The sequence below is a fragment of the Pseudomonas sp. GW823-FHT06E10 genome, from assembly GCF_058794995.1.
The window spans coordinates 111991-138171 of record NZ_JBXAHJ010000005.1; the positions used below are offsets into that span (position 1 = coordinate 111991).

22 protein-coding genes are annotated in these 26181 nt (G+C 60.6%); 8 read left to right on the forward strand and 14 right to left on the reverse strand.

Translation table 11 applies throughout. The features are described 5' to 3' along the window. From ureG to AC1Q6Y_RS10225, 3 genes are all read left to right on the forward strand, one after another. Positions 1–615 carry an urease accessory protein UreG gene (ureG, locus tag AC1Q6Y_RS10215; RefSeq protein WP_090452850.1) on the forward strand — a complete coding sequence of 205 codons (615 nt, stop codon included), beginning with the start codon at positions 1–3 and terminating at the stop codon, positions 613–615. 29 nt (positions 616–644) lie between these two features. Beyond that, positions 645–1217 carry a HupE/UreJ family protein gene (locus tag AC1Q6Y_RS10220; protein ID WP_349734536.1) on the forward strand — a complete coding sequence of 191 codons (573 nt, stop codon included), beginning with the start codon at positions 645–647 and terminating at the stop codon, positions 1215–1217. A gap of 173 nt (positions 1218–1390) precedes the next feature. Continuing rightward, complete coding sequence (locus AC1Q6Y_RS10225) at positions 1391–2524, forward strand: AGE family epimerase/isomerase (RefSeq protein ID WP_492624508.1); 1134 nt, start codon at positions 1391–1393, stop codon at positions 2522–2524. 23 nt (positions 2525–2547) lie between these two features. Here AC1Q6Y_RS10225 and AC1Q6Y_RS10230 read toward each other — a convergent pair whose 3' ends face one another. The 10 genes from AC1Q6Y_RS10230 to amaB form a co-directional block, all read right to left on the reverse strand. Then, positions 2548–3453 (reverse strand): cation diffusion facilitator family transporter, encoded by a 906-nt coding sequence (locus tag AC1Q6Y_RS10230; protein ID WP_154861115.1) that lies wholly within the window; start codon positions 3451–3453, stop codon positions 2548–2550. Between the two features lie 218 nt (positions 3454–3671). Continuing rightward, positions 3672–4433 (reverse strand): SDR family oxidoreductase, encoded by a 762-nt coding sequence (locus AC1Q6Y_RS10235; protein ID WP_056725413.1) that lies wholly within the window; start codon positions 4431–4433, stop codon positions 3672–3674. Between the two features lie 297 nt (positions 4434–4730). Next, complete coding sequence (locus tag AC1Q6Y_RS10240) at positions 4731–4979, reverse strand: hypothetical protein (RefSeq protein ID WP_492624509.1); 249 nt, start codon at positions 4977–4979, stop codon at positions 4731–4733. A gap of 293 nt (positions 4980–5272) precedes the next feature. Then, a complete protein-coding gene (locus AC1Q6Y_RS10245; RefSeq protein ID WP_057712220.1) occupies positions 5273–5989 on the reverse strand; it encodes an ABC transporter ATP-binding protein in 717 nt (238 codons plus the stop codon). Next, on the reverse strand, positions 5986–6858 hold the full coding sequence (locus tag AC1Q6Y_RS10250; protein WP_090452841.1) for an ABC transporter ATP-binding protein: 873 nt from the start codon (positions 6856–6858) through the stop codon (positions 5986–5988). The genes AC1Q6Y_RS10245 and AC1Q6Y_RS10250 overlap by 4 nt, the downstream gene beginning before the upstream one ends. Next, complete coding sequence (gene livM, locus AC1Q6Y_RS10255) at positions 6855–8138, reverse strand: high-affinity branched-chain amino acid ABC transporter permease LivM (protein WP_057712222.1); 1284 nt, start codon at positions 8136–8138, stop codon at positions 6855–6857. Before livM ends, AC1Q6Y_RS10250 begins: the two co-directional genes overlap by 4 nt. 3 nt (positions 8139–8141) lie before the next feature. Continuing rightward, a complete protein-coding gene (locus AC1Q6Y_RS10260) occupies positions 8142–9056 on the reverse strand; it encodes an ABC transporter permease subunit (protein ID WP_007979705.1) in 915 nt (304 codons plus the stop codon). Positions 9057–9296: 240 nt separating this feature from the next. Beyond that, entirely contained in the window at positions 9297–10430 is a 1134-nt protein-coding gene (locus AC1Q6Y_RS10265) for an ABC transporter substrate-binding protein (protein ID WP_008048115.1), read from the reverse strand. Between the two features lie 362 nt (positions 10431–10792). Continuing rightward, complete coding sequence (amaA, locus tag AC1Q6Y_RS10270) at positions 10793–12076, reverse strand: L-pipecolate oxidase (RefSeq protein WP_492624510.1); 1284 nt, start codon at positions 12074–12076, stop codon at positions 10793–10795. 154 nt (positions 12077–12230) lie between these two features. Continuing rightward, complete coding sequence (amaB, locus tag AC1Q6Y_RS10275) at positions 12231–13721, reverse strand: L-piperidine-6-carboxylate dehydrogenase (RefSeq protein ID WP_057712224.1); 1491 nt, start codon at positions 13719–13721, stop codon at positions 12231–12233. A 174-nt stretch (positions 13722–13895) separates the two neighbouring features. Between amaB and AC1Q6Y_RS10280 the strand changes: the two genes are divergently transcribed. The 3 genes from AC1Q6Y_RS10280 (at position 13896) to nadE (ending at position 17072) form a co-directional block, all read left to right on the forward strand. Beyond that, positions 13896–14807 (forward strand): LysR family transcriptional regulator, encoded by a 912-nt coding sequence (locus AC1Q6Y_RS10280; protein WP_057712225.1) that lies wholly within the window; start codon positions 13896–13898, stop codon positions 14805–14807. 206 nt (positions 14808–15013) lie between these two features. Next, the gene (pncB, locus tag AC1Q6Y_RS10285) at positions 15014–16240 is read left to right on the forward strand and encodes a nicotinate phosphoribosyltransferase (RefSeq protein WP_057712226.1); all 1227 of its coding nucleotides are present in this window, start codon (positions 15014–15016) and stop codon (positions 16238–16240) included. Between the two features lie 4 nt (positions 16241–16244). Beyond that, positions 16245–17072 carry an NAD(+) synthase gene (nadE, locus tag AC1Q6Y_RS10290; protein WP_057712227.1) on the forward strand — a complete coding sequence of 276 codons (828 nt, stop codon included), beginning with the start codon at positions 16245–16247 and terminating at the stop codon, positions 17070–17072. Between the two features lie 174 nt (positions 17073–17246). Here the strand turns inward: nadE and azu are convergent, their stop codons facing one another. Beyond that, a complete protein-coding gene (azu, locus tag AC1Q6Y_RS10295) occupies positions 17247–17693 on the reverse strand; it encodes an azurin (protein ID WP_057712228.1) in 447 nt (148 codons plus the stop codon). 344 nt (positions 17694–18037) lie between these two features. Here azu and AC1Q6Y_RS10300 point away from each other — a divergent pair, with 344 nt between their 5' ends. Together AC1Q6Y_RS10300 and AC1Q6Y_RS10305 are read left to right on the forward strand one after the other, a co-directional pair. Continuing rightward, entirely contained in the window at positions 18038–18625 is a 588-nt protein-coding gene (locus AC1Q6Y_RS10300; protein WP_057397746.1) for a cytokinin riboside 5'-monophosphate phosphoribohydrolase, read from the forward strand. A gap of 68 nt (positions 18626–18693) precedes the next feature. Next, a complete protein-coding gene (locus tag AC1Q6Y_RS10305; protein ID WP_007973286.1) occupies positions 18694–18873 on the forward strand; it encodes a hypothetical protein in 180 nt (59 codons plus the stop codon). Between the two features lie 213 nt (positions 18874–19086). On the opposite strand, the gene AC1Q6Y_RS10310 is transcribed toward AC1Q6Y_RS10305, so the two are convergent. The 3 genes from AC1Q6Y_RS10310 to AC1Q6Y_RS10320 form a co-directional block, all read right to left on the reverse strand. Then, a complete protein-coding gene (locus tag AC1Q6Y_RS10310; protein ID WP_492624511.1) occupies positions 19087–19977 on the reverse strand; it encodes a transglutaminase family protein in 891 nt (296 codons plus the stop codon). After that, complete coding sequence (locus AC1Q6Y_RS10315) at positions 19977–22463, reverse strand: circularly permuted type 2 ATP-grasp protein (RefSeq protein ID WP_492624512.1); 2487 nt, start codon at positions 22461–22463, stop codon at positions 19977–19979. The genes AC1Q6Y_RS10310 and AC1Q6Y_RS10315 overlap by 1 nt, the downstream gene beginning before the upstream one ends. Positions 22464–22551: 88 nt before the next feature. Then, entirely contained in the window at positions 22552–25824 is a 3273-nt protein-coding gene (locus AC1Q6Y_RS10320) for a transglutaminase family protein (protein ID WP_492624513.1), read from the reverse strand. Positions 25825–26181 lie beyond the last annotated feature (357 nt).

Genomic DNA, 26181 nt, shown 5'->3' on the forward strand with positions numbered 1-26181 from the left:
ATGAACGCACAACCCCTGCGCGTCGGTATCGGCGGCCCGGTCGGCTCCGGCAAAACCGCCCTGACCCTGGCCCTGTGCCTGGCCCTGCGCGAGCGTTACAACCTGGCCGTCGTGACCAACGACATCTACACCCGCGAAGACGCAGATTTTCTGGTGCGCAACGAAGCCCTGGCACCGGAGCGCATCATCGGCGTGGAAACCGGCGGCTGCCCGCACACGGCCATCCGCGAAGACGCCTCGATCAACCTCGAAGCCGTGGATCAGCTCAACCGCCGTTTTCCGGGGCTGGACCTGATTCTCGTGGAGTCCGGTGGCGACAACCTCTCCGCGACCTTCAGCCCGGAACTGTCCGACCTGACCATCTACGTGATCGACGTCTCGGCCGGCGACAAGCTGCCACGCAAGGGCGGGCCGGGAATCTGCAAATCCGACCTGCTGGTGATCAACAAGATCGACCTGGCACCACTGGTCGGCGCCTCGCTGGAGATGATGAACAGCGACACCCAACGCATGCGCAACGGCAAACCCTTTGTCTTCAGCAATCAGAAAACCGGCCTGGGCCTGGAAGAGATCATTGCCTTCATCGAACGCCAGGGTTTGCTGACCGCGGCCTGATCACGACTTATCAACAAGGAAGCTTATCCATGACACTCAAACGCATTTTCGGCGCCCTGGCCCTGCTGCTGACTCCGACCCTCGCCTTCGCCCATCCGGGACACGGCGACAACGGCTTGATCGCCGGTATCAGCCACCCACTTGGCGGTCTCGATCACTTGCTGGCAATGCTCGCGGTCGGCCTGTGGGCAGCACAGCAGCAAGGCGCCGCACGCTGGGCGCTGCCATGTGCCTTTGTCGGCACTATGTTGATTGGCGGGCTGTTGGGTTTTGAAGGATTGAACCTGCCGGCACTGGAGAGCGGGATTGCCGCTTCCGTGTTGGCTTTGGGGCTGGCGGTTGCCTTGGCAGTGCGTCCACCGTTGGTGATGGCGGTGGGTGCGACGGCGTTGTTTGCGCTGTTTCATGGTGTCGCGCACGGGCTGGAACTGCCGGAAATGTCGAGCCCCTGGACCTACGCCGCAGGCTTTGTTGCGGCGACGGCGGTGTTGCACGCGGCGGGTTATGCGCTGGTGCGGGTGTTGCCGCAGGCCGCAGCGCCCCTGGTGCGACTGGCGGGCGCGGCTTCGGCGGCGACTGGCGTGTGGTTGCTGGCAGGTTGACTCTCTAGTGTCTGACCCGGCCTCTTCGCGGGCAAGCCCGCTCCCACATTGTTCCTGTGGATATAGTTCCATTGTGGGAGCGAGCCTGCTCGCGATGGCGGCCTGACAGACACCACCCCTCTCAGGCCTGTTAACATGTCGCGCAATCGCCCCTGCCGTGACGACGCCAGCCAATGCCGCCTGTTTCCCGCTCTGCCTCTCAGCCTGAACTGACCGCCCTGTTCGCCTCGGTGCAACAGCATTTCCTGAACGTCATCGTGCCGCTCTGGCAAGGTCCGGGCTGGAACGCCGATATGGCGTTGCCCTACGAGGCGCTGGATGCCGCACACCAACCACTTCCACCGCAACGCTACCGGGCCATGGCCTGTGCGCGGCAGTTGTATCTGTTTGCCAGCCTGATCGGTCAGGTGCCGGGCGCCGAAGAGCGTGCCGCCGCGTTGTTCCGCTCCTTGCAGCGGCACTTCCACGATGCCGAGCACGGCGGCTGGTTCTACAGTGTCGATGCACAAGGTGCGCCGCTGGATCAGCGCAAGGATCTCTACACCCACGCCTTCATCCTGTTCGCCTGCGCCCATTACTGGGACAAGGTCCGCGAGCCGCTGGTGGAGTCGGTGCTCAATGCCTCGCTGGAAGTGGTCGCGCAGCGTTTCGCCACGGACGACGGTCTGTACGAAGCCACGCTCGACCGCGACTGGGCATCGCTGGGCAGCGGCCCTTTGCAAAATCCGCTGATGCACCTGGCCGAAGCTTTCCTCGCCACCCTGTCGGTGCGTGACGACCTCGACGTGCAACAGGCGCTCGTCGGGTTATGCACAGCCATGCACGCGCGCTTCATCGATCCACAGCACGGCGTGTTGATGGAAAAACCGCTGGGGTCTGTGGATAACTGGTTTGAACCGGGGCATCAGTTCGAGTGGTATTTCCTGTTGGAATCTTCGGCGCTGTTGCGCAATTCGACGCTGCATGCCGATCTGGAGCGGGCCTTCGCCTTTACCGAGCAAGTGGGCGTTGATCAGCAGACTGGCGCCGTGCGGGCGATGCTCGATTTCGCAGCCGATGGCGGCGTCCGGGACGCCACGCAACGCATCTGGGCCCAGGCCGAGTACCTACGTGCATTAACGCTGCGCCCGGACAGCGAAGCGGCTGTACTGCGTCAATTGCAGGCATTGCAGCAGCGCTCGCTGCATGCCGGCGGCTGGTACGAATGCCGTGACGAGCACGGAGAAGTCAGCCGCCGCGATATGCCATCGACCACGCCTTATCACCTGGCGACCTGTTATCGCGGGTTGGCGCAGTATCTCGGCTGACTGAGTGGCAAGAGGGAATCCAATCACTCAATCCACTTGCGGTCCCCGGTAAAGCTGATGGTCAGCCATCGTGCGGCATCCGGCTCGCCAAGCTTCGTGGAAATTTCCTCGCGCAAACTGTCCAGTTGCCCCACACCGTCCAGCCAGTAATCCTTCGGCAATACGATGTGAATCTCGATAAAACAGGCCCTGCCGTGTTTCTGCACGTAGGAAATGTAATCGTCGAAACCATGCTCGGCCTTCGCCACTTCCATCACCTGACGCACCTTGTCGTCCAGTTGATCCGGGACGATCCCCAGCACATCGCGCAATGCCGGCCCGAGGATTTTGAACGCCGGGGGGAGCATGCCCAAGGCCAGTAGAATCAGGATCATCGGGTCGACATACACCGCCCACTTGTCGTAACCCTGAGTCTTGAGCAGCAGCGCGATGAGGAAGCTCACCAGCAGTCCCGCCGACAGCATCGCGTCCACCAGCCAACTGATGTTGTCGAACTGGATCAGCGATGAGTTGAGCGTGCGATTGCGTTGGCGGACGTAGAAGAAATAAATGAGCTCAACGACAGTGAAGAAGGCCGCGTAGAAAATCACCAGACCGAGTTCGACTTCGCGACCACCACTGATGATGCCGAACACACCGTTGAGAAAGGCATAAACGGCCACCAGGAATATGAAACTGCCTTCGATCACCAGCACCATGGGCTCCAGGTGCCAGGAACCGAACTGAAAGCGCTGGTTGCTTTCCTTGGCGATCAGCCGGGCGGTGATCAGCATCAGGACCTTGATGAAGGCCGCGATCAACGAAAAGAAGCCATCGAACAGAATGGATTGGGCGCCCGAAACAAAACCGGTGATGATCCCGGCGAATGTCACGGCGAGCATCAGGAAGGTCGATTGTTTGAGCAGCGCCTGCTCGCCTCGATTACTCACTTGATCTCCTCAGATACCTCTAGACCGCCGGGTGCGGCGGATTGCTTGAGGGAGGAGTCTAGCTGATGTCCGGTTTTGACCGCTCTTGTGGCGAGGGGGCTTGCCCCCGTTCGGCTGCGGAGCAGTCGCAAACCGGTGGATGAAGTACATCTGAAAATTGAGCGCTATGGTTTCGGGGCTGCTCCGCAGCCCAACGGGGGCAAGCCCCCTCGCCACAATTAAGACTTACGCTCGATTGCAAAACCAGCCCAGGTCTGGCTCACCGGCATCAGCTCCAGGCTGTTGATGTTGATGTGCGCCGGGGCATTGAGCACCCAGAAGATTGTCTCGGCGATGTCTTGCGGCTGAATCGGCTCGGCGCCAGCGTAAGTGGCGTTGTAGCGCTCCTGGTCACCGGCAAAACGCACCAGCGAGAACTCGCTCTCGCACAGGCCCGGCTCGATGTTGCTGACCCGCACGCCCGTGCCTTGCAGGTCGCAGCGCAGGTTCACGGAGAACTGTTTGACGAACGCCTTGGTCGCGCCATACACATGGCTGCCCGGGTACGGGTAGTTGCCGGCGATGGACCCCAGGTTGACGATACCGGCACCTCGACCGTGGGCAATCAGGCGCGGCAACAGCAGACGGGTGCTGTACATCAGGCCTTTGACGTTGGTATCGACCATGGTGTCCCAATCGTCCAGGTCGCACTTGGGCGCCGGATCAACCCCCAGGGCCAGCCCGGCGTTGTTGATCAACCCGCGCAGTTTTGCAAAGGATGGCGGCAGATTGGCAATCGCCTCCTCCATGGCCTTGCGATCACGCACATCGAGCACCAGGCCATGGACTTCGGTCTGCTTCGACAGCTCGGCGCACAACGCATTGAGGCGCTCTTCACGACGGCCAGTCAGCACCAGTTTCCAGCCGGCCTCGGCAAAACGACGGGCACAGGCTTCACCAAAACCGGAGGTCGCGCCGGTAATAAACAGGGTGTTGGACATCGTGTTCTCCTTGCTTCGGCTGATCGCCAGCCATTGAAATAGAAAATCAGCAGGCAGCATGCCCGGCCTTGTTCACAGCGGCAACCACCGTTCAATCTGTTCAAAAAACGCTCAATCCCGGCAACCCCTTGACCAGCGTGGCCTACAGCCATGTGCGCGCACGTTATCCACAGGCCGGTCCACAGTCTTTGGGGGCAAGTGGAAAAGCTGCAAGCCGCTATCCACAAGGCTTTGCGCGGGGTTTTGAAACTTTTTTGCTTGACCCTCAACCGCCTGCTGTGTAGCCCTTGGCCATTTTCATGACTGACGGGTCAAACCGGCGATGGCGCCAAGCCAGTAACCACGGCCTTCAGCCGAGTCTTTCCAGAGTTTAGTCACAGACTTATCCACAGGCTTGTCCACGCCGATTACATGCATTTTCATCCCGAACAAAAAGGTTGACAAAGCGGCCTGCAAGCTGCGCAAAAACACCTGATCAAAAAACAACCACACCTCTGCAAGCCACGGTTTAAAAGGCCTGCAGCCAGCTACTCCCACGTTATTCACAGCCGGTTCCACAGCAAACGGGGACAAGTCAAAACCGTGACAAAACAACTATTTGCAGCGGCTTTATGTCGCGCTTTGCGAGCTTGGGAATATTGTTTTCCACAATTTCCCAGAGGCATGCCAAAAACCTGTGGGAGCGAGCTTGCTCGCGATGACTGCGGCACAACTTGCATCGTGGAGACTGACACACCGCTATCGCGCGCAAGCTCGCTCCCACAGGGTTCAGTGGTGTTTTGAAGATGTAAAAAAGCCCCGGCGATTGCGCGCCGGGGGTTGTGTACAACCACTGAAACTCAGTGCCCGCCGAGATAGGCGCTACGCACATCCTCGTTGACCAACAACTCCTTGCCGGTGCCGGTCATGCGGATTTCGCCGTTGACCATCACGTAAGCCCGGTCAGACAACCGCAGGGCGTGGTTGGCGTTCTGCTCCACCAGGAAGATGGTCATGCCGGTCTTGGCCAGTTCCCGCAGGGTGGCGAAGATCTGCTTCACCACGATCGGCGCCAGGCCCAGGCTTGGCTCATCGAGCAACAACAACTTGGGCCGGCTCATCAGGGCCCGGGCGATGGCGAGCATCTGTTGCTCGCCGCCGGACATGGTCATCGCCCGCTGGGTACGCCGCTCTTCGAGCCTGGGGAACAGCTCGAACATGCGCTGCATGTCCTCCTTGGCGTACTTGTCGCCAATGGGGATAGTGCCCATCAGCAGGTTTTCTTCGACTGTCATGTCGGGGAACACCCGCCGTCCTTCCGGCGATTGCGCAATGCCGTTGGAGGCGATGTAGTGGGACGACTTGTGGGTAATGTCCACTCCCTGATAGAGGATCTGCCCGTCCGCCGCCCTTGGCTGGCCGAAGATCGACATCAGCAAAGTCGACTTACCGGCACCATTGGAGCCGATCAGGCTGACGGTTTCCCCTTCGTTGATGTGCAGCGAGACACCTTTAAGAGCCTGGATCGGCCCGTAAAACACGTCCAGTTCCTTGAGCTCGAGGATGGGTTTACTCATACCACCTCCTCTTCTTCCGCGCCCAGATAAGCGGCGATCACTTTCGGGTCGTTGCGGATGTCGTCGGGGCCACCCTCGGCGATGACGATGCCGTGGTCCAGCACCACAATGTGGTCGGAGATACTCATAACCATGCCCATGTCGTGTTCGATCAGCACCACGGTCAGATCGTGCTCGTCGCGCAGCAGCCGGATCATCGCGCTCAGCGCTTCGGTTTCCTGAGGGTTGAGGCCGGCGGCCGGTTCGTCGAGGCAGATGATCTGCGGACGGGTGCACATGGCCCGGGCGATTTCCAGGCGGCGTTGCTGACCGTAGGACAGCTCACCGGCCAGGCGGTTGGCGCAGTCCACCAGATCCACCACTTCCAGCCAGTAGAACGCGTGGTCCAGCGCATCGCTTTCGGCCTTGCGGTAGCCCTTGGTGTTGAGGATGCCGGCGAGCATGCTGCGATTGACCCACATGTGCTGAGCCACCAGCAGGTTTTCCAGCACCGACATTTCCTTGAACAGGCGAATGTTCTGGAAGGTCCGCGCCAGGCCGGCGCGGTTCACCAGGTGGGTGCCGCCGAACATCTTGTAGCGCATCCGGGTGATGAAGCTTTTTGGCGAAACGAAGTCGGTCGGCTTGAACGATTCGCCGAGCAACTGGATGACATTGGTCTGTTGCCCACGCACGTTGAGTTCGATCTTGCCGCCGGAGGCCTTGTAGAACCCGGTCAGGCAGTTGAACACGGTGGTCTTGCCGGCGCCGTTGGGACCGATCAGGGCGAAGATCGAGTTGCGCTTGACCTTCAGGCTGACATCATTCAACGCCTTGATGCCGCCGAAGTGCATCATCAGTTTTTCTACACTGAGTACGACTTCGCTCATGGCGCTACTCCTTTACGCGGGGTCACACCGGTACGGCTGATCCGAATCAGGCCGCGCGGTCGCCAGATCATCATCAACACCATCAGGATGCCGAACAGCAGCACGCGGTACTCGGCGAAGCCACGCAGCAGCTCCGGGGCGACGGTCAGCACGAAGGCTGCAATTACGACGCCTATGGTCGAACCCATGCCACCCAGTACCACGATGGCGAGGATCAGTGCCGATTCGAAGAAGGTGAACGAGGTCGGGTTGACGAAGCCCTGATAGGTGGCGAAGAACACCCCGGCCAGACCGGCCGTCGAGGCGCCGATGGTGAACGCCGAGAGCTTGACCAGCACGTGGTTCAGGCCCATGGAGCGACAGGCGATTTCGTCCTCACGCAGCGCTTCCCAGGCACGGCCGACCGGCATGCGGGTCAGGCGATGCTTGATGTGCAGCACGGCCAGGACCACCAGGAACAACACGGCGTAGATGAAGTAGTACTTCACGTCGGGGTTGTAGGCGATGCCGAAGAACTCATGGAAAGGCACCCCGCCCTCTTTCGCCCTTTTTCCGAACTCGATGCCGAAGAAAGTGGGCAACGGCGCTGCCATGCCATTCGGGCCGCCGGTCAGGGTCAGCCAGTTATTGAGGATCAACCGAATGATTTCACCGAAGCCCAGGGTCACGATCGCCAGGTAGTCACCGTGCAGGCGCAGCACCGGGAAACCGAGGATGCAACCGGCCAGTCCGGCGGTAATCGCCGCCAGCGGCAACACCGTCCAGAAGCCCAGCCCAAGATATTGATAACCGAGCGCCAGGCCGTAGGCACCGATGGCGTAGAACGCCACGTAACCAAGGTCGAGCAGACCGGCCAGGCCGACCACGATGTTCAGCCCCAGCCCCAGCAGCACGTAGATCAGCCCGAGGATGACCACGCCCAACAGGTACGAGTTGGAGAAAAACGGGAACACCACCGCGATAACAATCATCAGTGGGATGATCCAGCGCAGCCGGGATTTGTAATCAGGCGGCAGTACATGGACCCCGGACCCGGTGGTTTCAAAACCCTCGAGGATTCTCAGGCCCTTGGGGGTTTGCAGGAACAGGCTAAGGGCAAAGCGACCGGCCATGACGATGGCGACAATCCAGGCCACCCGGCTCGTTTCCATATTGAAGCCATAGCCATCGAGGACTACGCCGACAATCGGGCCGAACACAATCAGGGCAACCAGGCCGGCAAGAATCGCGTCAACCAGGCTTCTTTTGAGATCAATGGTTTTTTTAGTGGTTGAAGACATCGCTTACACCTTCGACACAAGAGGACGGCCGAGCAGGCCTTGGGGCCGAAAGACCAGAACGAGAACGAGCAGCGAGAAGCTGAAAACGTCTTTGTAGTCCGAGTTCACCAGACCGGAAAACAGCGACTCGGAAATCCCGAGAATGATCCCGCCGAGCATCGCGCCGGGCAGTGAACCAATCCCGCCGAGCACCGCGGCAGTGAACGCCTTGATCCCGATGATGAAGCCGGCATAGAAGTCGAATGTGCCGTAGTTCATGGTGATCAGCACGCCGGCCAGGGCCGCCATCGCTGCACCGATGATGAACACGTAGGAAATCACCCGATCGGTGTTGATCCCCAGGATCGAAGCCATCTTGCGGTCTTGCTGGGTTGCACGGCACATGCGGCCGAGCTTGGTGTACTTGATGACGTAGGTCAGCAGGCCCATCCCGACGAACGCTGCGACCAGAATGAAGACCTTGGTGTAGGTCAACTGAACGAAACCGGTACCGATATCAACGCGCCAGGCACCCGAGAGCAAAGTCGGAACGCCTTGTTGCTTCGCGCCCTGGGAGATCTGTGCGTAGTTTTGCAGGATCAGAGAGATACCGATCGCACTGATCAGCGGTGCGAGTCGAGTGGAGTTACGCAGGGGTTTGTAGGCGACACGCTCGATGACCCAGCCATACACCGCCGTGACGACGATGGTGAAGATCAGTGTGCCAAGCATCAGCAGCGGGAAAGATTCGATACCGAAGTAAGCCAGCAGAGCCAGACTGATTGCCGCGAGGTAAGCGGAAATCATGTAAACCTCGCCGTGGGCGAAGTTGATCATGCCGATGATGCCATAGACCATTGTGTAGCCGATGGCGATCAGGCCATAGACCGACCCGAGGGTCAGGCCGTTGACCAGTTGCTGCAGGAAAATACCATCCATAACGCAATCTCACGCAATGAGAACCTGCACATGTGGCTGTGCGGTTCCTCTAAGGAAAATACAGATATACGTCGGAGCAATGTCAGCCACGATCAGGCAGGCCACCACGGCCCCCTGTAGGAGCGAGCTTGCTCGCGATTGCGGTTTAACATTCAACGAATGAGTTGCCTGCCAGTCCGTCATCGCGAGCAAGCTCGCTCCCACAGGGGAACCGTGGGGTTCACCCAATTGAGTCAGCCCTTACTTCTGTTTTTCCAGCTGGTGGTATTTGCCATCCTTGTCCCACTGGTAAACCACGTAGTCGGAGATTTTCAGGTCGCCCTTGCTGTCCCAGGTCTTCTCGCCCATGACGGTCTTGACCGGGTTCTTCTTCAGCCATGCAGCCGCTTCTTCGCCCTTGTTGGACTTGGCGCCGTTGAAGGCTGCTGCCAGGGTCTGGACCGAAGCGTAGGCGTACAGGGTGTAGCCTTCAGGCTCGGTACCGGCCTTGCGGAAGGCGTCTACAACGGTCTTGCTGTCTGGCAGCAGGCGTGGGTCGGCGCCGAAGGTCATCAGCACGCCGTCAACGAATTGCGGGCCGCCAGCGGTGGTCACCAGTTCGTCGGTCACGATGCCGTCGTCGGACATGAACTTGACGTCCTTGAGGCCTTGTTCACGCAGTTGACGCACCAGAGGACCGGCTTCCGGGTGCAGACCACCGAAGTAGACGACGTCAGCGCCGGCGCCGCGGATCTTGGTCACGATGGTGCTGAAGTCTTTCTCGCCACGGGTCAGGCCTTCATACAGCACAGGCGTTACGCCGCGCTTGACCAGTTGAGCCTTGGTAGCATCCGCCAGGCCCTGGCCGTAGGTGTCCTTGTCGTGCAGCACGACAACTTTCTTGCCCTTGAGCACGTCGACGATGTAGTCGCCGGCCACGATGCCTTGCTGGTCGTCACGCCCGCACATACGGAACATGGCGCTCAGGCCGCGCTCGGTAACGGCCGGGTTGGTGGAACCCGGGGTGATGGCGATGATGCCCGCTTCGTCGTAGATCTCGGAGGCCGGAATGGTCGAGGAGGAGCAGAAGTGACCGACTACGCCGGCGACTTTCTGGTTGGTCAGGTCCTTGGCGACCGTCACAGCCTGTTTCGGTTCGCAGGCGTCATCGCCCTTGACCAGTACGATTTTTTCCCCGTTAACCCCGCCAGCCGCGTTGACCGCATCGGCCGCGGCCTGTGCACCCTTCATGTACTGTTCGCCAAATGCCGCGTTGGCGCCCGTCATTGGTCCCGCTACGCCGATCTTGATGTCAGCCTGAGCAAACGCAGAAACACCCAGCGCAGTTGCCACTGCGAGGGCCAGAAAGCCTTTCTTGTAAAACGTCTGGGACATGAGGTGGTGCTCCATGGTTTTTTTAATTGGCACTGCGACTTCACTGAATGCTCAGAGCAAGGGCCGTGCCATCGGTTTTTTATTCTGAAAAAAGTCGCTGCTTTCTTGTTATTTCGACTGTTTCGGTCCCATTTTCATTGGGCGTGCAACCGTCTAAACCGCGGAAGGTAAAACCATTTTTTATTTGAGGCGCAACCCGACTGCGCCATCATTGCAACCGCGGCTTTAAACAACGTGCAACCAGCCTGTAACAACGTGCGTCACCGAAGTGCACACTGCTGGTGCGGGACTGCTACAACCCGCACCACTACAGGCTAGCCGCAGATCGAAAAAGCGCCGCCTCCCACTGCAAAAATCAACATTCAGATCACGATCCGCAGGCACTGGCCTGCGTGATACAGCGAGAATCCCGCCTCATACAGACAGCTGCGCAACCCCACCCCGGCCAATGGCTGCATGGGTGCAAAAGGAATCGGTAGCGCTTGAGGATTTCCGTTACACAGGTAATCGGCAAAGGCCTTGCCGACCACCGTGCCCGTGGTCACGCCCCGGCCGTTGTAACCGGTGACTGCCACCAAACCGGGCGCTGGCTCGAACAGGCGCATCAAATGATCGGGGGTGAAGGCGATGCAACCGGTCCAGGTGCACTCCCATTCCACCGGTTTGAGGTACGGGAAATAGTGCTGCTGCACGCGGTCGGCCCAGGCCTTGAGGAACCAGGCCGGTTTCTGATTGCCATTACCGAGACTGCCAAGCAGCAGGCGACCGTCTTTGTCTCGACGGATACTGCTGAGCACCTGGCGGGTGTCCCAGGAACCCTGGCCACCGGGCAGAATTTGTCGGGCGGCTTCTTCGGTCAGCGGGACCGAGGCCACTTGATAGTAATAACCGGGGAAGAAATTGCGCCGCAGCTCCGTCCAGTCGCCTTCGGTGTAGGCATTGGAGGCAATCACCACTTTCTCGGCCATGACCGAACCCTGGGCGGTTTGCACTGACCAGCGCTGCCCCTGACGTTCGAGTCGGGTGACCGGGGAATGATCGAACAATTGACCGCCCAGGTCGATGGCCGCTTTGGCCAGCCCCGTGGTGTAGGCCATCGGGTTGAGTGTGCCGGCGCGGCGATCGAGCAATGCCGCGGCGATCTTTTTCGTGCCGGTGGCTTGCTCGCAGGCCTGACCGGTGAGCAGCTCTACGGGCGCACCGCGACGTTTCCATTGTTCTTCACGACTGCGCAAGTCGGCCTCGCCACGGGCGTTATGCGCCATGTGCAGCGTGCCTTCGCGGCGCAACTGGCAATCGATGTTGTACTTGTCCACAAGGCTGAACACCAGGGAAGGCGCCGCCCCCAGCATGCGGTTGAGCTGGCTGCCAACCGCCTCGCCAAACCCGGCTTCGATCTCGTCCGGGGGAATCCACATCCCGGCATTGACCAACCCGACGTTGCGCCCTGAGCCACCGTGACCCGCGCGATGGGCTTCCAGCACACAGACTGTTTTACCTTGCTCCAGCAGATGCACCGCCGCCGACAAACCGGTAAACCCGGCGCCGATGACGCAGACATCCACCGTGACCTCACCCTTGAGGGCCGAATTGTCCGGCCTTTGCGGCGTCAGTTTTTCCCACAGACACTCTTCGCGTAACGGCATTGCCAGACTCCAAGCAGAAACCTAACAAACACATACTTCAAATGTGGGAGCGGGCTTGCTCGCGAAAAACGTCAGGGCAACACGGTTATGCAGCAAACACGCGTTATCGTTGACGTCCATCGCGAGCAAGCTCGCTCCTACAGGAAGGCACCTGTCAATCGAACGTGATGCCCTGCGCCAACGGCAACTCCAGCGAATAGTTCACGGTGTTGGTCTGGCGGCGCATGTAGCCGCGCCATGCATCGGAACCGGACTCACGACCGCCGCCGGTTTCTTTCTCGCCACCAAACGCGCCGCCGATTTCCGCGCCGCTCGGGCCGATGTTGACGTTGGCAATGCCGCAGTCGCTGCCTACCGCCGACATGAACTGCTCGGCTTCACGCACGTCGGTGGTGAAGATGCAGGAGGACAGGCCTTGTGGCACGGCGTTGTTCAGGCGCAGGGCTTCCTGGAAATCGCTGTAGCCGACCACGTACAGGATTGGAGCGAAGGTTTCGTGGCAGACCACATCGCTTTGCTCCGGCATTTCGACGATAGCCGGCGACACGTAATAGGCATTCGGGAACTTGTCTTGCAGCTGACGCTCACCGCCAAACACCCGGCCACCCTCACTCAAGGCCTGCTCCAGAGCGTCCTGCATGTTTTCGAAGCTGTGCTTGTCGATCAGCGGACCAATCAAATTGCCTTCCAGTGGGTTGCCGATACGCACTTTGGAGTAAGCGGCTTTCAGGCGAGTGACGATTTCTTCTTTCACCGATTCATGGGCAATCAGGCGACGCAACGTGGTGCAACGCTGACCGGCGGTGCCGACGGCGCTGAACAGAATCGCGCGAACGGCCATGTCCAGATCGGCGCTTGGGCCGAGGATCATCGCGTTGTTGCCGCCCAGTTCGAGGATGCTGCGGGCAAAACGCGCGGCGATTTTCGGCGCCACTTCACGGCCCATGCGGGTGCTGCCAGTGGCGCTGACCAGCGCGACACGCGGATCATCGACCAAGGCTTCGCCGGCATCACGACCGCCAATAATCACCTGGCTCAGGTGCGGTGGCGCATCGCTGAAGTTTTTCAGCACGCGATCGAACAGCGCCTGGCAAGCCAGTGCTGTCAGTGGCGTCTTTTCCGACGGCTTCCAGATCACCGGGTTGCCGCAGACCAGCGCCAGCGTGGCGTTCCAGGCCCAGACTGCGACCGGGAAGTTGAACGCACTGATCACCCCGACAACGCCCAGCGGATGCCAGGTTTCGCGCATGTGGTGGCCAGGACGCTCGGAGGCGATGGTCAGACCGTACAACTGACGGGACAGGCCGACGGCGAAGTCGCAGATGTCGATCATTTCCTGAACTTCACCCAGGCCTTCCTGGGTGATCTTGCCGGCCTCCCAGGACACCAGCTCGCCGAGGTCGGCCTTGTATTCACGCAGGATGTCACCCAGTTGCCGCACCAGCTCGCCACGGCGCGGTGCCGGAACCTTGCGCCACAGTTCGAACGCATGATCTGCGCGACTGATGTGTTGCTCGACTTCAGCAGCGCCTTCCCAGTTGACGGCGGCGATCCTGCTGCCATCGATCGGCGAATGCACCGGCACTTTGCCGTTCTGGTACAGGGCCGGGTTCACACCTAGACGATCAAGCAATGCGGCAACCATGGGTCACTCCTCAAGCAAAAGACAGAACACGTGCAGCCGGAAAATCACGGCTGATCAGACCTGTAGTTTTAGCTGCCCGGAGGTTACTCAACAAACGACCTTTAAGAGAGATATCATTCCGTTTATTCATGCTGTGCATTGCTGGCAATAAGAAACAAGAACCAAGGACCGCCCATGCTGAATAAACGCTACTTGCCATCGATCGCTGCATTGCAGTGCTTCGAGGCCGTCACCCGGCATTTGAGCTTCACCCGGGCCGCCGAAGAGTTGAACCTGACCCAAAGCGCCGTGAGCAAACAGGTCGCGCAACTCGAAGAGCTGTTGCAGCACCTGCTGTTTCGCCGGGTGCGCCGCCGCCTGCAGATGACGCCGGCTGGCGATCTGTACCTGGTTGAGGTGCGAAAAATCCTCACGCAGGTCGAGATGTCGACCCATTACCTGCGTTCCTACGGTGGCGAAACGGAAGTCCTGCGGGTTTCGACGCCCCCCACTTTCGGTGCACGCTGGCTGGTGCCGCGCCTGAAAGGCTGGCGCCTGCGGCATCCGTCGATCCACCTGGACCTGTGCAGCGAGCAGGAAGCCGACGACCTGCTGCAAGGTCGCAGCGACCTGGCGTTCTACTTCGGCCAGGGCTCACGGCCCGGCACCGAATGCCTGAAGCTGTTCGGCGAAGAGCTGGTGCCGGTGTGCGCCCCGGGCAGCCTGCCGGACGCACCGTTTACCGATCCGACACAACTGACTGACCTGGTCCTGCTGCAAAACGCTTCCCGCCCCCAGGCCTGGCATGACTGGTTCGACCATCAGGGCTACCACACCGAGCACAGCTACCACGGACCGCGCTTCGAAACCTTTTACATGTGCATCCGCGCCGCCCAGGTCGGCTGCGGCGTGGCGCTGTTACCCCGTTTTCTGGTGGAAGAGGAACTGGCCGACGGCAAGCTGGTCATTCCCTGGCAGCATGCAATGCCCAGCACCGACGCATACTACCTGGCGTACCCGGAACATTCGGCGGAAGTCCCCAAGGTGCGGGACTTTGTGAAGTGGATGCTGGAGCAGATCGATAGCCCGGATGTGATGCAACATTAAACCCTTGCACAATCCCTGTGGGAGCGAGCTTGCTCGCGATGGCGTCATCACATTCAACATTTATATCGCCTGACAGGTTGCTATCGCGAGCAAGCTGGCTCCCACAGGGGAATTGCAGCGGTCAAAAAACTGCTGGCAATCCTGCCCAGTGATATGCGCCACTAGCGCCACTGATCAATACCGCTGCAACGCCGGAGATTCCCGTTATGAGCGAGAGTGTGTTTGCCGATCGCATCGTGCAGAACCTGCTCGACACCGACTTCTACAAGCTGACGATGATGCAGGCGGTGCTGCACAACTACCCGAACGTCGAAGTCGAATGGGAGTTTCGTTGCCGTAACAGCGAGGACTTGCGCCCGTACCTGGCGGAAATCCGATTCCAGATCGAGCGCCTGGCCGAACTGAGCCTGAGCGCCGACCAGTTGAGCTTTCTGGAACGCATCAGCTTCCTGAAGCCGGACTTCCTGCGCTTTCTCGGGTTGTTTCGCTTCAACCTGCGTTACATCCACACCGGCCTCGAAAACGGTGAACTGTTTATCCGCCTGCGGGGCCCCTGGCTGCATGTGATCCTGTTCGAAGTGCCGCTGCTGGCGCTGGTCAGCGAAGTGCGCAACCGCTATCGCTACCGCGAAGTCGTGCTGGAACAGGCCCGCGAGCAGCTCTACCGCAAGTTCGACTGGCTGAGCGCCAACGCCAGCAGCGACGAATTGTCCGAATTGCAGGTGGCCGATTTCGGCACCCGTCGTCGCTTTTCCTACCGCGTGCAGGAAGAAGTGGTGAATGTGCTCAAGCACGATTTCCCCGGACGCTTCGTCGGCACCAGCAACGTTCACCTGTCCCGGGAGCTGGACATGAAACCCCTGGGCACCATGGCCCACGAATGGATCATGGCGCACCAGCAACTTGGCCCGCGGCTGATCGACAGCCAGATCGCCGCACTCGATTGCTGGGTCCGTGAATACCGTGGCCTGCTGGGGATTGCCCTGACCGACTGCATCACCATTGATGCCTTCCTCGGCGATTTCGATCTGTTTTTCGCCAAGCTTTTCGACGGTTTGCGCCACGACTCAGGCGATCCGGTGGTTTGGGCGGAAAAAGCCATCGCCCACTATCACAGGCTCGGCATCGACCCGATGAGCAAGACGCTGACTTTCTCCGACAGCCTGACCCTGCCCAAGGCTCTGGAGATATTCCGGGCGCTGCGCGGTCGGATCAATGTCAGCTTCGGCATCGGCACCAACCTGACGTGTGATATTCCGGGTGTCGAACCGATGAGCATCGTGCTTAAAATGACCGCCTGCAACGGCCAGCCGGTGGCGAAGATCTCCGACGAGCCAGGCAAGACGCACTGCAAAGACCCGAATTTCGTCGCTTACTTGCGACACGTTTTCCAGGTTCCTGCCGCCCTTTCAAGTACATCAAGCAAGGAGTGAATTCATGCAAGCCGTACAGCGTGAGATTGCTGAACAGCTCAAGGTCCAGCCGCCATTCGCCGACGAAGCCGCCCTTGAGGCCGAAGTCGCCCGGCGGGTGACCTTCATTCAGGACTGCCTGGTCAATTCCGGGCTCAAGACCCTGGTACTGGGCATCAGTGGTGGTGTCGACTCCCTCACCGCCGGCCTGCTCGCCCAACGGGCCGTCCGTGAACTGCGCCAGCGCAGCGGTGATGCCGCCTACAAATTCATCGCCGTGCGCCTGCCCTACGAAACCCAGTTCGATGAACACGACGCCCAGGCTTCAGTGGATTTCATCAAGCCGGACGAGCGCCACACCGTGAACATCGGTCCGGCGGTCAAATCCCTGGCCAATGAAGTGGCGGCCTTCGAAGGCAAACATGCGGTGTCGGTGGACTTCGTGCTCGGCAACACCAAGGCGCGCATGCGCATGGTCGCCCAGTACACCATCGCCGGCGCGGCCCATGGCCTGGTGATCGGCACCGATCACGCGGCGGAAGCGGTGATGGGTTTCTTCACCAAGTTCGGTGACGGCGCCTGCGACCTGGCGCCACTGAGTGGCCTGGTGAAAAATCAGGTCCGCGCCATCGCCCGCAGCTTCGGCGCGCCGGAGTCGCTGGTGGAGAAAGTCCCGACCGCCGATCTGGAGGACCTGTCGCCCGGCAAACCGGACGAAGCGTCCCACGGCGTGACCTATGCCGAGATCGATGCGTTCCTGCACGGCAACCCGGTGCGCGAGGAAGCGTTCAGGATCATTTGCGACACCTACAACAAGACCCATCACAAGCGGGTGATGCCGTTTGCGCCTTGAGGCGTGAGTGAATGAAAAAGCCCGCTGAGGAGTGATCCCCAGCGGGCTTTTCTTTAGCCAAAACATGCGTTGATGCTTCTGGCCCCTTCGCGAGCAAGCCCGCTCCCACAGGTACGGTGGTGGCCCTGTGGGAGCGTGGCTTGCCCGCGATGAACGATAACGCGGTGGTCAGTCTTACTTCAGGGTCACGGTGCCTTTCATCATCGAGATGTGGCCCGGGAACGAGCAGAAGAAACCGTATTTTTCATTGGCATCGAGCTTGGACACATCGAAGGTCACCGAATCGGTTTCCTTGGCGCCGATGATCTTGGTGTGGGCGATCACGCGGGCGTCGCCTTCCTTCAGGTAGTTCTTGTCGATGCCGGCGCTCAGGCCGTCGGTGGCGATCGGCTGCATGTCGGCTTCTTTACTCAGCACCCAGTTATGGCCCATGACGTTCTTCGGCAAGCTGCCGGAATGCTTGAGTTCCACGGTAAACGTCTTGCAGCTCTTGTCGATTTCAATGGCCTTCGTGTCGAAAGACATCTGGTCGGTGGAGTCGACGGTGACTTTGCACTCTGCAGCCATCAATTGGCTGCTGGCCAGTGTCAACAGGGATACCGCAACAAGTTTGGCAAACATGGTGAATCTCCAAGGCAGGGTTAAGGAAATCGCGAATAAACAGAAGACTGCCTGAAAACTTCGCAAGTTCATATGACTTGAATCAAAAATTGTATACAACTTTCGCGCTATGGCACCGATGCGAAATATCTACCGGCCAAGTGTCTGGTCCGGGCCTATCATCAGGCCGTCCCCCTTCAAATGGAATGTCTGTCATGTCGATCAACAGCTTGTTGTGCAGTTTGCTGGCCGCCTACGCCTGCGGCGCCAGCGGCACGTACGAAACCCCGGAACACCAAGTCTAGCCCTTGGAGTGCCGCGCGCCTGCCTTTACTCTGTGGCCCTGATCGACCAAGGAGCAAGGCATGTCTTTAACATCCGTTTGTGTATTTTGTGGTGCCAGCACCGGCACCAACCCGGCTTACCGCGAAGCAGCCGTGGCCCTTGGCCGGGCGTTGGCCGAGCGCAAGCTGACCCTGGTGTATGGTGGTGGCGCCGTGGGCTTGATGGGCATCGTCGCCGATGCGGCCCTGGCGGCCGGCGGTGAAGTGATCGGCATCATCCCGCAAAGCCTCAAAGACAAGGAAATCGGCCACAGCGGCCTGACTCGCCTGGAAGTCGTCGACGGCATGCACGCGCGCAAGGCGCGGATGGCCGAGCTCAGCGATGCCTTTATCGCACTGCCCGGCGGCCTTGGCACCCTCGAAGAGCTGTTCGAAGTCTGGACCTGGGGCCAGCTCGGCTACCACGGCAAACCGCTGGGTTTGCTGGAAGTGAATGGTTTCTACAGCAAATTGACGTCTTTTCTTGATCACATCGTCGGCGAAGGCTTCGTTCGCGGGCAGCACCGTGACATGCTGCAAGTGAGCGAATCGCCGCAAACCCTGCTCGATGCTCTGGATGCCTGGCAACCGTCCATAGCGCCAAAATGGGCCGAGCAAAAACCCAGCTAACGGCTCGGCACCGATACAGGGCAGAATATGCGCCGCTCAACCTCACCTTCGACCCCAGAGGATCGCCCATGGCTAAACCTAATTATTCCTTCGCCAAACGTCAGAGAGACTTGGCCAAGGAGCAGAAGAAAGAGGAAAAGCTTCAGCGCAAGAAAGCTACAGCTGAAGAAGCGGCACTGAACCCTGAGGGTGAAGTGGCGGCAGAAGACGATGTTGATGCACCGAAAGACTCGGCGCCCGACGCCTGAGAACCTCCGGGCCGGTTGATCTGAACAGGCCCACCGGATCTGTGTAAAGGGTTGGCAGCTTTGCTGCCGACCCACACAGGCCAATCGAATGACCCAAACACACCGTAATTCCCTGTGGGAGCGAGCTTGCTCGCGATGACGGCCGCACATCCAATATCAAATTGACTGACACACCGCTATCGCGAGCAAGCTCGCTCCCACAGTTGATCTTCGTTAATCCAGTGGCATCACAGTGACGCGAACTTCCGGGTCGTGGTTCCCTCCCCCCAGAATCACCCCCCGCAACGGCGACACATCGGAAAAATCCCGACCCCAGGCCAGGGTGATGTGCTCCAGTGCCGGTTGCACATTGTTGGTCGGATCGAAATCCACCCACCCCAGCACCGGGCAAAACACTGACACCCAGGCATGGGAGGCGTCGGCGCCGATCAGTCGTGGCTGGCCCGGCGGTGGCTGGGTCAGCAGGTAGCCGCTGATGTAGCGCGCGGCCAAGCCCCGGGAGCGTACGCAGGCGAGCATCAGGTGGGCAAAGTCCTGACAGACCCCGCGCCGACGCTCCAACACTTCTACCAGCGGCGTCGCGACTTGGGTCGCTTCGGCGTCGAAGGTAAATTCGCTGAAGATTTTCTCCATCAACGCCTGAACGCCGAGCAACAGCGGCCGCCCCGTCGGGAAGCAGCTCTCGGAAAACTCGACGAAGTTGCGCTTTAGATGCACGTAAGGTGATTCGAAGCGGTAACGGCAGGCTTCAAGCAATTCGGGCGACAGTGGCTGACTGCTGTAAGTCAGCGCGCTACGGGTGTCTTCCCATGCGGGTGAAAGATTGAAGTCCAGCACGGGCCGGGGAAGTACCTCGATCGTGAGGCTGGCATTGACCAGCAGCTCATCATGAGGACGTTCAAACGCCAGCCGGGTCAGCGGATTGCCGAACACATCCAGCTCATCGCGGCGCGAAGTGGGGTCAGGGCTGATCTGCAACTGCTGAGCCGTGCAGCGCTGCCACACGCAAGGCCGCGGCCACAAATGCGCCAGTTGCTGGGCCAGGGACACCGGGCTGTCGTAGTGATAATGGGTGTCGTGGAAAATCTGGTAGTGAGCGCTCATCAGACGGACACCGTGCGCTGGCTGACATCATCGACATGGGCGAAATGCCGCAGCGCCAGGCGATCGGAAACCTGCCCGCTGGCGTCGGCGATCTCTTGCAGCAGCGCGGCCAGCCCCTCGATGGCAGCGCGAACACTCGCGTCGCCGAACAGCGGGTTTTCCAGGCAGCCCAGATCGAATCGCGCCAGACGCTCGACCAATTGCGGCAGTGCGGCTTCGCGCGGCACGCCAAAGTCATCATTGAGGCGCTTGAGGGTGCGGGTCACCAGCTTCAACTGGAACAACACGGCGTGAGGGTTCTGCTCGTCTAGCAATAGCAGGTCGAGCACCGGGATCAGCTGCGCCACCGCCAGGTATCGAGAACGGTAAGTGATGCTGCTGTTGCCCAGTTCCAGCAACCACTCCAGCCCGGCCTGATCGAAAGCCCCGGCGCCCCGCAGGAACGCCGCCAGGCTGCCGCTGAGAAATTGCAGGCGTTCGATTCGCCGACCAATCATCAGGAAACGCCAGCCTTCATCCCGGGTCATGTCGTCCAGGGCAAAGCCGGACAGCGCCGCCAGGGACATCACCAGACGATTGAGAAAATCCAGCAACTCACCGAAATCCGGCTCTTCGGTTTCCAGCTCCATGGCTTCGCGCTGCAACTCCACCAGCGCCTGCCAGTTTTCCCGCGAGAGCTTGCCGCGCACCTGCGAAGCAGCCCACTGCAAGCGTTGCAGGTTGGAACGCAGACTGAACGGCCAGTCATCGCCGAGCAGCGCCGCCAACAGGCGTTCCGGCAACTCGCCCTCATCGGGCAACAGCATCAGCCGCTCGCCGAGGTCCACCGCTGCCTGCAGGGCTTGCGGGTCGTCGCCATCGACATAGCGCGCCAGCATGATGCGCAGCAAACGGGCACTGTCGTCGCAACGTTCGCTGTAACGACCAAACCAGAACAGGTTTTCCACCACCCGCGACGGCAAGTACGGATCGCGCCGCACCAGGTCATGCACACCGATGTTGCGTTGGGCCTTCCATTGTTCGCCGCTAGGCGCACGATCGCCCAGCACCCAGGTGTCTTTACTGGCGCCGCCGCGCTGCATCGACACCACTTCGGCATCGGCTTGGGCGGCGACCCGGGTCAAGCCACCGGGTAGTACCCGATATCCCTCGCGGCTGGCCACTGCATACACGCGCATGCCGATGGCACGGGGTTGCAGTTGGCCGTCTTCGGCTTGCCAGATCGGCGCCTGGGACAATTGCGCAAGTTCTTGCGCCACATAGGCATAAGGACGCGCCTGCATGCGCTCTGCGAGCTCCTTGCGCTGTTTATCACTCAAATCACGGCCAAATACCGGTGCAAAGCTCTGGGACGGAAACGCCGGCTTGATCAGCAACTCTGGAAGTTTCTCCAGGGCCTGGGCCAGAACCGGCGCTTCACCGCACCACCAGGTGGCGATGGACGGCAGGATCAGTTCTTCGCCAAACAGGAATTGATTGATCTTCGGCAGAAAACCCAACAAACCCGGCGATTCCAGCACACCGCTGCCGAGGGCGTTGGCCACCAGAACCCGCCCCTGCCGCACAGCCTCAAGCAGGCCAGGCACGCCGAGGGCGGAGTCGGTTCGCAGCTCCAGCGGATCGCAGAAGTCATCGTCGAGCCGGCGCATGATCGCGTGGACCCGACGCAGGCCACTCAGGGTCTTCAGGTAGACCGTGGCATCGCGCACCGTCAGGTCACCGCCCTCCACCAGCGGATAACCGAGCTGACGAGCCAGATACAGATGTTCAAAATAGCTTTCGTTGAAACGCCCCGGTGTCAGCAGCACCACCAACGGTGCGTCTCCGTCACTCGGGGCCTGACGGACCAGGGTTTCCTGCAAGGTGCGGAAGAACCCGGCCAGGTGCTGCACTTTCAGATCGCGGTACAACTCGGGAAAGGCCCGGGACACAATCGTGCGGTTTTCCAGCGCATACCCGGCTCCCGAAGGCGCCTGGGTACGATCCGCCGTCACCCACCAGCGGCCATCGGGTGTGCGCGCCAGATCCACGGCATACAGATGCAGAAAGGCTCCGTCAGGCGGACTGATGCCCTGACAGGGCCAAAGGAAGTTGTTGTGACCGAACACCAGCTCGGCGGGCAGCAGACCTTCGGCGATCAGCCGTTGCGGACCGTAAAGGTCAGCCAGCACGGCATTGAGCAACCGCGCCCGCTGAGCGATGCCGGCCGACAACTGTTGCCACTCGTCAGCCGCGATGACATGGGGCAGCAGGTCCAGCTCCCACGGCCGGTCCGCGCCCTTGGGGTCGGCATAGACGTTATAGGTAACGCCGTTTTCCTGAATCTGCCGGGTCAGCAGGGCCTGACGCTGCACCAGTTGTGCCGGCGTGCTGCGTTGCAACTGTTCGAACAGCCGGCGCCAGTGCGGGCGCACGGCGCCACTGTCGTCGAGCAGTTCGTGATAGGGGCCCGCCGTCAGCGGGTAGCGGTCTAGCAGGTCAGGCATGGAAAGCTCGGCAGACAGCAATGAACGGTCAGACTAACGCAGGCTCGTGACGCCCGGATATACGAAAAACCCGAGCGTCGCGTACGGTTTAGAAACGTCGCAAATCGAGTGTCATCGGCAACTCGTCGCTGATTTCCAGATTGGGTACAGGAAACTTTCCCGGCGTGTGTCCGAGGCGAAAGAAGCGCGCCATTCGCCGGCTCTCCGCTTCGTTGGCATTCACCGGCAAACTGTCGTAGTTGCGCCCGCCCGGATGGGCGACGTGGTACTGGCAACCGCCCAGCGAGCGCTGCATCCAGGTGTCGAGCAGGTCGAACACCAGGGGCGCGTGGACCGCAATGGTCGGTTGCAGGCAGTTAGCCGGTTGCCAGGCACGGAATCTCACGCCCGCGACGAATTCGCCTACACGCCCGGTGGGCTGCAATGGCACCGGAATGCCGTTGCAGGTCAGCAGATATCGCTGGGGCGGCAAGCCGCTGAGCTTGACCTGCAAACGCTCCAGTGACGAATCCACGTAGCGCACCGTACCGCCCATGGCGCCCTCTTCGCCCAGCACGTGCCAGGGCTCGAGCGCCTGGCGCAGTTCCAGCGCAATGCCGCTGACGGCGTAGTCGCCAACCTTGGGGAAACGGAATTCCAGATGCGCGGCGAACCATTCGGCCCGCACCGGATAACCCGCGGCGTTGAGATCGACGATGACATCGGCGAAGTCTTGCTCGATAAAGTGCGGCAACAGGAAGCGATCGTGCAGCTCCGTGCCCCAGCGCGCCAGTTTCGGCGGCGCATAGGGCTCGCGCCAGAACCGCGCAACCAGCGCCCGCAGCAACAATTGTTGCGCCAGGCTCATGCGCGCATGGGGCGGCATCTCGAACGCACGTAGCTCCAGCAATCCGAGGCGCCCGGTGGCACCGTCCGGCGAATAGAGTTTGTCGATGCAGAACTCGGCGCGGTGGGTGTTGCCGGTTACATCGATCAGCAGGTTGCGCAGCAGTCGATCCACCAGCCATGGCGGGCACTCCTCACCCGCTTCAGGCATCTGCGCGAAGGCGATTTCCAGCTCGTACAAGGCATCGTTGCGCGCCTCATCGACCCGCGGCGCCTGGGACGTCGGGCCGATGAACAATCCGGAAAACAGGTAGGACAGCGACGGATGGTTATGCCAGTAGCTGATCAGGCTGCGCAGCAGATCCGGGCGACGCAGAAACGGCGAGTCCCCCGGTGTCGCGCCACCCAGCACGAAATGGTTACCACCGCCCGTGCCGGTATGCCGGCCATCGATCATGAATTTTTCAGTGGTCAGCCGAGTCTGGCGCGCTTGTTCGTAGAGGAATTCGGTGCGCTCGACCAACTCATCCCAGGTCGCGGACGGCTGCACGTTGACCTCGATCACCCCCGGATCCGGAGTGATGCGCAAGTTGCTCAGGCGAGGATCGCTCGGCGGTTCATAGCCTTCCAGCAACACCGGGCACATCAGCTCTTGCGCGGTGGCTTCGATGGCTGCGACCAGCTCGAGGTAATCCTCGACCCGTTCCAGCGGCGGCATGAACAGATACAAACGGCCTTCCCGCGCCTCGGCACAGAGCGCCGTGCGGGTCAGCCAGTCGGCGGATTCGTCGATGTTTGGCGCACGGTCTTCTGCGACGGCTGCGCCTTGGCTCTGATGCTGCCCTGTGTCGAGCAGCGGCGGGAAATCCTGATTCGGGTCCTGCGGATAAATGAACGGATACTCCGCCGCCTTCACCCAAGGCTGCGAACCCAGCGGCAAGCGATAACCGAGTGGAGAATCCCCCGGCACCAGACGGCAGTGCCCGTCACGCAGATACCAGCGCCCGCTCTGCCACTGGTCGCCCTTGGCGGTGCGCGCCAGCGGCAGAACCTGGCCGATGACCTTGTCCAGGCCTTGACTGAAGACCTTGCGCAGACGCGCACGCTCCAATGGCTCTTCCAGGCGTGAGTCTTCGGCGCTGACGTTTTGCGGCAACATGCCTTCGCGCCAGAGGTAATAGAAATTGTCTTCGTAGGCTGGGAACACAAAGCGTGTCGGAATCTTCAAGCGTTCGGCGACACTCGCCAGAAAACGCCCGGCAAGCGCACCGTCGGCGCCATAATCCTCCTGCTCGTCGGCGATCAGCGCGCTGTTGTGCCAGATCGGTACGCCGTCACGGCGCCAGTAGCAATTGAGCGACCAGCGCGGCAGTTGCTCGCCGGGATACCACTTGCCCTGCCCGAAATGCACCAGCCCCTGGGGCGCGTAGTGCTTGCGCATGCGCTGGAACAGTTCGGCGGACAACCGTCGTTTATCCGGCCCCAGCGCCGCGGTATTCCACTCGGCGCCGTCCGGGTCATCGATGGAAACAAAGGTCGGCTCGCCGCCCATGGTCAGGCGTACATCGCCTTCCAGCAAGTCGGCATCGATCCGTCGGCCCAGGGCCTGGATCGCCAGCCACTGATCGTCGCTGTAGGGCTTGGTGACCCGTGGTGCTTCCCAAATCCGCTCCACGGACATTTCGTGGCTGAATTCGCACTCGCAGGGTTCCACCAAACCACTGATCGGCGCCGCAGAGGACGGATCGGGACTACAGGCCAATGGAATATGTCCTTCACCGGCAAACAGTCCGGAGGTCGCATCCAGGCCGATCCAGCCGGCGCCGGGCAGGTACACCTCGCACCAGGCGTGCAGGTCGGTGAAATCCACGTCGGTGCCGGACGGACCGTCGAGACTTTTGACGTCGGCGGTCAGCTGGATCAGGTAGCCCGACACAAAACGCGCCGCCAGCCCCAGGTTGCGCAGCAGTTGCACCAGCAACCAGGCGGAGTCGCGGCACGAACCGGAGGCCTGGTCGAGGGTGTGCTCAGGTGTTTGTACGCCGGGCTCCATGCGGATCAGGTAGTCGATGTCTTCGCTCAAACGCTGGTTGAGCGCGACGAGAAAGTCCACGGTGGGTGACGGTGTGCGGTCGATGCCGTCCAGGTAGGCCTTGAACTTCGGCGTCAGGGGCAGGGTTTCCAGGTACGGCGCCAGCTCCTTGCGCTCATCCGCGGCATAGGTGAAGGGGATTTTTTCCGCGTAGGGTTCGAGGAAGAAGTCGAACGGATTGAAGATCGCCATTTCGGCCAGCAGATCGACTTCGATTCGCAACTCTTCGGTTTTTTCCGGGAACACCAGCCGCGCCAGGTAATTGCCCTGAGGGTCTTGCTGCCAGTTGATGAAGTGCTGTTCGGGGGAGACTTTCAACGCATAGGACAGAATCCGCGTGCGGCTGTGGGCGGCGGGACGCAGGCGAACGATCTGCGGGCCGAGTTCGACAGCGCGGTCATAGCGGTAATGCGTGACGTGGTGCAATGCGACATGAATCGACACGGCGTGCCTCCTGCGAGCCTTGAGCGTATTGGAAAGCGCGCAAGACTTATGCCATCCAGCAATGCTGGCGCTTTCCTCGGTTGCCTGAGGCAGTACAGCACCAAAATCGGGCGATGCGCAGAATTGGCTTGCAAGAGTTGCACGTATTTGTGGCGTTCAGCTGCATAGTCGCTGCCAAACCCGGCCTCTTCGCGGGCAAGCCCGCTCCCACAGGGATCTGCTGCGAACACACAATCGCGGGCAACCTCGAACACTGTGGGAGCGGGCTTGCTCGCGAAGAGGCCAGTTGCCACACCCCACTTTCAGGCTGTGATACAGCCTTTACTCCTCCAGAAACGCAAAACGCCAACCCGAAGG

Excerpts from the sequence above, each read along its gene's own strand:
- ureG (WP_090452850.1), top strand. The coding sequence starts at position 1 with ATGAACGCACAACCCCTGCGCGTCGGTATCGGCGGCCCGGTCGGCTCC.
- AC1Q6Y_RS10220 (WP_349734536.1), top strand. The coding sequence starts at position 645 with ATGACACTCAAACGCATTTTCGGCGCCCTGGCCCTGCTGCTGACTCCG.
- AC1Q6Y_RS10225 (WP_492624508.1), top strand. The coding sequence starts at position 1,391 with ATGCCGCCTGTTTCCCGCTCTGCCTCTCAGCCTGAACTGACCGCCCTG.
- AC1Q6Y_RS10235 (WP_056725413.1), bottom strand. The coding sequence starts at position 4,433 with ATGTCCAACACCCTGTTTATTACCGGCGCGACCTCCGGTTTTGGTGAA.
- AC1Q6Y_RS10245 (WP_057712220.1), bottom strand. The coding sequence starts at position 5,989 with ATGAGTAAACCCATCCTCGAGCTCAAGGAACTGGACGTGTTTTACGGG.
- AC1Q6Y_RS10250 (WP_090452841.1), bottom strand. The coding sequence starts at position 6,858 with ATGAGCGAAGTCGTACTCAGTGTAGAAAAACTGATGATGCACTTCGGC.
- livM (WP_057712222.1), bottom strand. The coding sequence starts at position 8,138 with ATGTCTTCAACCACTAAAAAAACCATTGATCTCAAAAGAAGCCTGGTT.
- AC1Q6Y_RS10260 (WP_007979705.1), bottom strand. The coding sequence starts at position 9,056 with ATGGATGGTATTTTCCTGCAGCAACTGGTCAACGGCCTGACCCTCGGG.
- AC1Q6Y_RS10265 (WP_008048115.1), bottom strand. The coding sequence starts at position 10,430 with ATGTCCCAGACGTTTTACAAGAAAGGCTTTCTGGCCCTCGCAGTGGCA.
- amaA (WP_492624510.1), bottom strand. The coding sequence starts at position 12,076 with ATGCCGTTACGCGAAGAGTGTCTGTGGGAAAAACTGACGCCGCAAAGG.
- amaB (WP_057712224.1), bottom strand. The coding sequence starts at position 13,721 with ATGGTTGCCGCATTGCTTGATCGTCTAGGTGTGAACCCGGCCCTGTAC.
- AC1Q6Y_RS10280 (WP_057712225.1), top strand. The coding sequence starts at position 13,896 with ATGCTGAATAAACGCTACTTGCCATCGATCGCTGCATTGCAGTGCTTC.
- pncB (WP_057712226.1), top strand. The coding sequence starts at position 15,014 with ATGAGCGAGAGTGTGTTTGCCGATCGCATCGTGCAGAACCTGCTCGAC.
- nadE (WP_057712227.1), top strand. The coding sequence starts at position 16,245 with ATGCAAGCCGTACAGCGTGAGATTGCTGAACAGCTCAAGGTCCAGCCG.
- azu (WP_057712228.1), bottom strand. The coding sequence starts at position 17,693 with ATGTTTGCCAAACTTGTTGCGGTATCCCTGTTGACACTGGCCAGCAGC.
- AC1Q6Y_RS10300 (WP_057397746.1), top strand. The coding sequence starts at position 18,038 with ATGTCTTTAACATCCGTTTGTGTATTTTGTGGTGCCAGCACCGGCACC.
- AC1Q6Y_RS10305 (WP_007973286.1), top strand. The coding sequence starts at position 18,694 with ATGGCTAAACCTAATTATTCCTTCGCCAAACGTCAGAGAGACTTGGCC.
- AC1Q6Y_RS10310 (WP_492624511.1), bottom strand. The coding sequence starts at position 19,977 with ATGAGCGCTCACTACCAGATTTTCCACGACACCCATTATCACTACGAC.
- AC1Q6Y_RS10315 (WP_492624512.1), bottom strand. The coding sequence starts at position 22,463 with ATGCCTGACCTGCTAGACCGCTACCCGCTGACGGCGGGCCCCTATCAC.